Annotated in this window: 5 protein-coding genes and 3 pseudogenes; 4 read left to right on the top strand and 4 right to left on the bottom strand. The window is 60.6% G+C overall.

Annotated elements, in window-relative coordinates; genetic code table 11:
- On the bottom strand, positions 1–1,574 hold a 1,574-nt coding region (locus GCT19_RS40735; RefSeq protein WP_227749485.1), incomplete at its 3' end, for a recombinase family protein.
- 243 nt (positions 1,575–1,817) lie between these two features.
- On the opposite strand from GCT19_RS40735, the gene GCT19_RS40730 reads away from it, so the two are divergent.
- Both GCT19_RS40730 and GCT19_RS43130 read left to right on the top strand, forming a co-directional pair.
- Entirely contained in the window at positions 1,818–2,615 is a 798-nt protein-coding gene (locus tag GCT19_RS40730) for a group II intron maturase-specific domain-containing protein (RefSeq protein ID WP_321576954.1), read from the top strand.
- 317 nt (positions 2,616–2,932) lie between these two features.
- Positions 2,933–3,394, top strand: a complete 462-nt coding sequence (locus GCT19_RS43130) for a transposase (RefSeq protein WP_176137908.1) — start codon at positions 2,933–2,935, stop codon at positions 3,392–3,394.
- Here the strand turns inward: GCT19_RS43130 and GCT19_RS44560 are convergent.
- From GCT19_RS44560 to GCT19_RS40720, 3 genes and pseudogenes are all read right to left on the bottom strand, one after another.
- Positions 3,356–4,572 (bottom strand): annotated as a pseudogene (locus GCT19_RS44560) (transposase). The gene GCT19_RS43130 and the pseudogene GCT19_RS44560 overlap by 39 nt on opposite strands.
- A gap of 143 nt (positions 4,573–4,715) precedes the next feature.
- Positions 4,716–5,402: a hypothetical protein gene (locus GCT19_RS44555; RefSeq protein ID WP_026228904.1), complete on the bottom strand. Its 687-nt coding sequence runs from the start codon at positions 5,400–5,402 to the stop codon at positions 4,716–4,718.
- Positions 5,403–5,699: 297 nt separating this feature from the next.
- Positions 5,700–6,040, bottom strand: a pseudogene (locus GCT19_RS40720) (tyrosine-type recombinase/integrase); the annotation flags it as partial.
- A gap of 203 nt (positions 6,041–6,243) precedes the next feature.
- Between GCT19_RS40720 and GCT19_RS40715 the strand changes: the two are divergent.
- Together GCT19_RS40715 and GCT19_RS40710 are read left to right on the top strand one after the other, a co-directional pair.
- Positions 6,244–6,474, top strand: coding sequence for a hypothetical protein (locus GCT19_RS40715; protein WP_152854999.1), 231 nt, complete (start codon positions 6,244–6,246; stop codon positions 6,472–6,474).
- Between the two features lie 55 nt (positions 6,475–6,529).
- Positions 6,530–6,760: pseudogene (locus GCT19_RS40710) on the top strand (ISL3 family transposase); the annotation flags it as partial.

Raw genomic sequence — 6,760 nt, 5'->3', positions numbered from 1 at the left:
TCATTACGCCGCCTACAATGTTGCATACTTTTCTCTCCTGCGTCTGAGTCGGTCGAATTTTCGCTGCCGCGAACCGGCGGTTGCGGATCGACACGGAACACGACGACGATCTCGTCCTTGTGGATTTCTACGCGCTTGACCAGGCCCAGAACGATCTTGCGTTTCGTTTCAAGATCAATCGCATCCAGCTTTTCAGTGACGGCGGCTGCAAACTCCTCAAGCCGGTTAATGACGAGAAACAGCTCGCTTTGCATCGCGCCGTGGCGCCGTGATTCCTGGATCTGCTGTTCAATCTGTGCGAGCCGACTCTTCAACTGCTGCATCCTTGGCTCGAAGTCAGCCTTGTCGATGATACCGTCGGAGTAGCCGTCGATCAGTCGCGATTTGCTCTTTTGGAGCTGAAGCCGCTGCTTTTCCAGACTGCCGGTATCGAAGCCGCGCTTTTCGCTACGCTCCATCACGTCGAGTCGACGTTCATACTCTTCTTTCAGTCGATCGGGATGCCTGAGCAATTCCACAACCTGATGCCATACCAGCTCATCGAGCTTGTCTGTCCGTACCTGCAGGTTGTCGCAGATACGTTCGCCGCCGAACCGGTAGGCGTCGGTTCCAACGCAGCGGTAATAGGCATAGTCTCGCTGATGTCCCTTGGCCGCCGACTTGCTCACTTTCTTCGCGTAGTAGGCGTAACGGCACTGCCCACAAACAGTGAGCCCCTGCAGCAGGCGAAGCGGCGCATTATCCCGGCGCTGGCGTGCCAGCTTGCGGTTCTCGGCAAGCTGCTCCTGAACGATTTCGAACAGTGCTTCGCTGACGATTGCTGGCACCGGAATTTCGATCCACTGCTGCCGGTCCGCGCGTTTCGCTGAATACGGTTTCCTGGGCACGTCGGCGCTGTGACGCTGGGCACGCACGCGCACCTGATGATCGCACGCCTGCGTTTTGCCAAACGCAGCCCGCCCCATGTACGCCGGATTACGCAAGATGCCCCATACCACGCTGCGGTCCCAGTACGGCTTGCCCGATGCCGTCACGGTACCGGCCTCGCCAAGCCGACGTATCACTTCTCCGAGGCTCAGGCGCTCCAGCCCGACCCACTCGAAGATCGCTTTCACCGTGGCGGCTTGCGGCAGTTCGATGACGTACCGGGCTGGCGTCCCGTCGAGCTGTCTTCGGATATAGCGGTAGCCGTAAGGCGCCCCTGATAGCACGTTGACGGTACCGCGTTTCGCGCCGTGAAGCTTGCCGCGGCGGTGACGCTCTGCGATTTTTGCCCGCTCGTACTCCGCTATCATGCCCTGCATCTGCAGCAGCAGTGATTCTTCCGGCGTCGTGCCAATTGCATGATTGAGAAACACGACCTGTACGCCGCACGAGGAGAATTCCTCCATCAACAGGGCCTGGTGCGCATATTTGCGCGCCAGGCGGTCTGGCGCGAGGATGTACAGCCGATCGACCGTCCCGAGCGCGGCGGCGTCGCGCAGGCGCTCCAATTGCGGCCTGACCAGCGTTGCATGGCCTTGCATCCGATGCGCGCCTCGTGCTTCGGGCATCAATCGGACTGAGCTGGTCATAGGCCTTCTCCAGTTGTTCGCTGGAATAGCGGTTCGGCTCGAAAGCGAGACGCACTCGCCAGTGTTTGCGTCGTCCCCGTGTCATCGACTGGGCTCCCGGTTAGCGGGAGCAACGGCCTCAAGCACGAGAACCGCATTACTGGCAGGACATTCTCTGGACCATGGCGCCAGACACTCCCTCGATATGCGAAGGCCCCATCTTACCCGCGAGTTTGCTATGTTGTTGCCGGGGCTATCTCGCCGGTGATCGCGAATATGGCGTTGGATGGGCTTGGGGCAGCAGTCTATGCAAGCGTGGGAAGGTCCAAACTTGCTCGCAGCAACGCCCAACTCAACGTCGTCCGCTATGCCGATGACTTTATTGTCACTGGCGTGTCGAAAGAAGTGCTCGAATGCAAGGTGCTTCCGGCGGTCAGGCGGTTTATGGCTGCTCGAGGTCTTGAACTCTCGGAAGAGAAGACCAGGATCACGAACATTGCGGAGGGTTTCGATTTGCTTGGTCAGAACGTACGCAAGTACGACGGTAAGCTGCCGATCAAGCCGGCTAAGAACAGCGTCAAATCGCTCCTCGACAAGGTCAGGGAAATCATCAAAGGCAACGCGAGCGTCACGCAGGAGGCGTTGATCCAGAAACTCAACCCGGTCATCCGGGGATGGGCGATGTATCACCGTCACGTCGTGGCGAAAGCGAGCTTCTCATCGATAGACTCGCACATCTGGCAACGGCTCTGGAAATGGGCCAGGCGTCGGCAGCCCACGAAAGGAGCACGGTGGGTGAGGAACCGGTACTTCCGGGTCGATGGGCACCGGTCCTGGGACTTTGCTACGAAGCGTCCCGCTGATGGCAGCATCAGCGGGTTTCGGCTCTTCCGCGCCATGACGATCCCGATTACGAGACACGTCAAGGTCCGGGGACTGGCTAATCCGTTTGATCCGTGTGGACCACGTACTTCGCTCGCCGTCGAACTGCGGAGCGTTCCGTCAAGTTGTTCGGTGCCACAACGTGGTGCCGAAGATTGGCTTGAGCCGGATGCGGGGTGACTCGCCCGTCCGGTTCTCAGGGGGCGGTGGCGCAGCAATGCGCTGCTGCTACCCGACACCGTCTGCGTGCTCGATGCGACGGGAGCTGTGTTGCAGCGGCGCGTGCTGCGACGCGAGGCGTTCATGCGCTGGGCCGAACAGCTATCGCCGTGCTGCGTCGCGATGGAAGCCTGCGCATCGTCCCATCACTGGGGGCGCTGGTTTGCAGCGCGGGGTCACACTTCGGAGCTCATTGCGGCCGAGTTCGTCAAACCTTTCAGACTGGGCGGCAAGAACGATGCGGCCGATGCCGAGGCGATCGCCGTTGCAGCCCGGCGATGCGCTTCGTTGCGATCAAGTCGGTCGAGCAGCAAGCGATCCTGGCGTGGCATAGCGCGCGTGCGGGCTGTCACGAGGAGCGCACGGCACTGCTGAACCGTACTCGTGGTTTGCTGGCTGAATTCGGCGTGGTCATAGCGCGCTCTGCCGACCGGTTTCTCGGCGCACTGCCCACGCTAATCGAGGCCCCCAGGTTGCCTGACCCGATGCGCGCCATGTTGCTGGAAGTGCGTGTACGACTGGCGGCGCTGAACCTGCGTCTTGCCCGCTGCGACCAGCAGATTGCCACTCACGCCAGAAGCAGTGACGTCGCGAACCGCGCCAGCGAACTGCTCGGCGTCGGGCCGGTGACCTCAGTGCGCTGGCTGCCACCGTTCCCGACGCAAAAATCTTCCGCAACGGCCGGCAGTTCGGTGGCTGGCTTAAGCGGCGGCACAGGGCGCTGGAGATCCAGCAGATAGTCTCCGAGCACGATTGATGTGCTCCCGCCGGTATGGCGACAGCACCTTGAGCACCTCGGCGTCAACCGGATGCCCCTTCTGCTGCAGCTCCTTCAGTTTGCGCGACATCCACTGCACGTTGTACAGGATCACCATGTTCGCGACGAGATGGTTGTACCTGATCACCTTGCGCTGCTCGTGCCGGACGTTTTCGGCGATGACGCCTTCGCCGCCGAACATCAGCCACTGGGCGAAATCGTTGAACTACTCGCTCTTGTTGGTCTGCGCGTGGATGGTGCGGCGCAACTCGGGGTCATTGAGATATTTCAGAAGGAACAGTGTCCGGATCACGCGCCCGAGTTCCCGAAACGCAAAGTACAGCTTGTTCTTCGTGCTCTCCGAGCCGAGGCGGCGAAGGATTGTCGAGGGCGTCATCTTGCCCGCCTTGATCGACACCGCGACGCGCATCATGTCAGCGTAGTGTCGCTCAATCAGCGTCCAGTCGATGGCCCGGCGGCAAAGGCTGTCGATGTGCTCATACTTGCGACGCCGGTCGACCTTGTACAGCACGAGATCCTTGATGTTGCGCATGCGCGGCATCAGATTGATGCCCGTCACATAGGACAGGCCGAACACGGGACCAATTTGCGCCTGTGTGTCGCCGTGGATTGTATCGGGCTTGACGTCGGCGTCATTCTGAATCAGCCCGTCGAGGATATAAACGGCCTCGTGAACGCCGCACGGGATGAAGTGGCTGAACAGTGCGATGTACATGTCGGACACGTGGTAGTAACCGATCCCGCCGTATCCGCCATAGCGAACGTGATACTCGGACAGCAGGTTCTGCTCGTACAGGCTCCACTTGGTGCCGTCCGCCGACGCGCGCTTGCCGCTACCCCAGTATTTCGGCAACGCGAACTGGTTGTAAGCGTTGATCACTTCACGTTCGCCTTGTCGAGCCGCTCCTCGGTGATGTGCTTCAGGTTCAGCCAGGCGACCTGCTTGCGGCTAAGACCCTTTACCGAGCGCGCCGTCTGGCTGGGACCCAGGTTGCAGCCGTAGTAGAACAGCGTCGTGATGAAGCGCCTGCGCGGATCGTCGACCTTCGCGTCAAACCCGGACAGCGGGCCGAACAGTTTATGCAGGTCGAGCCACTGCTCGGTTTCGGTGAGGAGATCCAGGATGCTGACCTGCCGCATCGATGCCGTGATGGTCTGATCGATCAGCGTGCGGTTTGTCGGCTCGGCCTCCTTGCCCGGCTTGTGAATGACGAGTTCCTGATCGACGAAATCGATGCTGTCGTTCACCGGGAAGCTCGCATCGGTCTCGTCGAGCGCCGCGTTCAGCTTATCCCGCAGATACTTCGCGAAGGTCTTGCCGCGCGGTGCGGGAATACCGCACGCTCCCAGTTTTCTGGAAGCCAGTCCAGCGGCAGGTTCGCGAGGTCGTTCTCCGTCAGCAGCAGATATTCGCGGTGCGCGTTCCTGAAGCCCTGCAGCCAGGCGAGTGCGACCAGCACCGCGCGATCCTGCGAACTTGATCGCAGCGGCAGCACGTCCAGGCACTGGAACAGCAGCGAGCGCTGGTTGCGGTACGGCACGAGCATGAACGGCAGATCGAACTGGCCGGCATAGGCAATGTGCTCGTCGCACTGCGCGAGCGCCGCGGCCGGGTCGCCGAGCGCCTCGCGGACTTTCGGCAACCGTTGGCGTTCTGATACCCCTTCATCCTCAAGGATCTGCAGGACGTCCCGGAACTGCCCGACCAGTCCCTCCAGCACGCCGGCGTGTTCCAGTTGATATTTTTGCAGCCGGACCTTCGCGTAGGTCTCGAACTTGCGTATGACCTTGATGAAGATCTCGGCGACGTCATCAAGCGCTTTCTGCAACTGCGCCTGGATGAAGAGCACCGCGAGCGCATAACGCTTCTCGGCCTTGAGCGAACGCAGTTCGGCGACGTCGAGTGCCCGTGCTTCGGTGATCAGTTGGGCCCGCTTGCTGACGGACAGGATCGCCGGGGGCGCCGGCAAGCCTTCCGCCAGTTTCCTGATCCCGTTGATATGCTTTTCGCCGTCCGGGGCAACGCCCGGGCTCGCATCGCGGTCCGGATGTGATCGATGATGACCGGCGGCACGTCCGAAAGCATCGGGAAGTAGCCGAGACGCTGCAGCAGTTTCAACTGCACCATGATCAGCACGGCGGTAGCTTCCTGCCGGGATTGCCGGCGCACAAAGCGGATTCCGCGGCGGCAGGCGTAAGCGCCGCTTTTAGTTCCGCCGTGCCCGGTTCTGCAGGCAGGACCGGGTAGATGGTCTCGTGGACGGTGCTCATGCTGGTGGCCGTCTCGCGAAGATCCGCTCGATCTGCCGGGTACGCTGGACCTCGTCGTCGTCCCCAGGTAGATCGACGTGGTTGTGATCGACGCGTGACGCAGGTTGTCACGTACGGTGGTCAGCGTTGCGCCGCGGGCCAGCGCGTGTGTTGCGTGCGTATGCCTCAGCCAGTGCGGCGTCGCGCGCTGCAGTTTGCCAGCGAGTGCCGGGTGGTCGACCTGGATGACGTCGGCGGCGGTGTGGAAGAAGCGGCGCAGCACCTCCCTCTGGCGCGGTGTGGTGATGCCGCCGGACTCGTCCAGTTGGCCGAGCAGCGGAACGTCCGGCGTCCATCGTGCTGGAACAACTCTTCGTGATCGTCAACCCATGACATGGGCTTTGTGTAATATCTTCCCTTGGCTCCGCCAAATGCTGATGTCGTAGTCAAGGCAACAAAACGACGTCTTCTGGATGAGGCGGCATCCGGAAAATCTAAGGCCACAAACAGTCCCCGGGGATGCTATCCGACGGCAAGTGCATATCGGGCACAGGTTTAACCATGACATTCAAAAGCTCTTTCCCAGCTTTGGCTGGCTTCAACGTCACTCTTTTGATACTTCGTTTCAAAGCGCGGCGCATCTCCAACAGGCAACAGAGAGGCGGGTTAGTGCTGGCGCAGACACCGCTACGCAAGGCACCGCGTCTGAATATGCGCCATCCTATTCGGCAGGAAGCGGGCTACAACCTCTCGTTGAGCTGCAGCGAGATAAAAAATTTAAGCCTCTGTTGAATTTCCAGTGGGTGGTATCGTCCCGGTTTCTGCATAATCAAGACGAAGGCAGGTCATGCACAGCAAGCTGTTCGAAGCCGCATTGGGTGTAAGTGATCCGTGGTTCGTGAGCGGCGTCGATTTCGACGCGGCCACCAAGCTGCTGACGATCCAGATCGACTTCACTGCCGGAAGCCGCTTCGCGCATCCTGAGGTGGCCGGCGCGCATCCCGTGCATGACACTATCGTCAAGCGTTACCGGCACCTGAACTTTTTCCAGCATGACTGCTACCTCGAAGTGCGCACG

The sequence above is a fragment of the Paraburkholderia atlantica genome (genome assembly GCF_009362785.1).
Classification (GTDB): domain Bacteria; phylum Pseudomonadota; class Gammaproteobacteria; order Burkholderiales; family Burkholderiaceae; genus Paraburkholderia; species Paraburkholderia atlantica.
The sequence above is the reverse complement of the archived record's forward strand: the minus strand, read 5'-3'. Positions and strand labels throughout refer to the sequence as shown.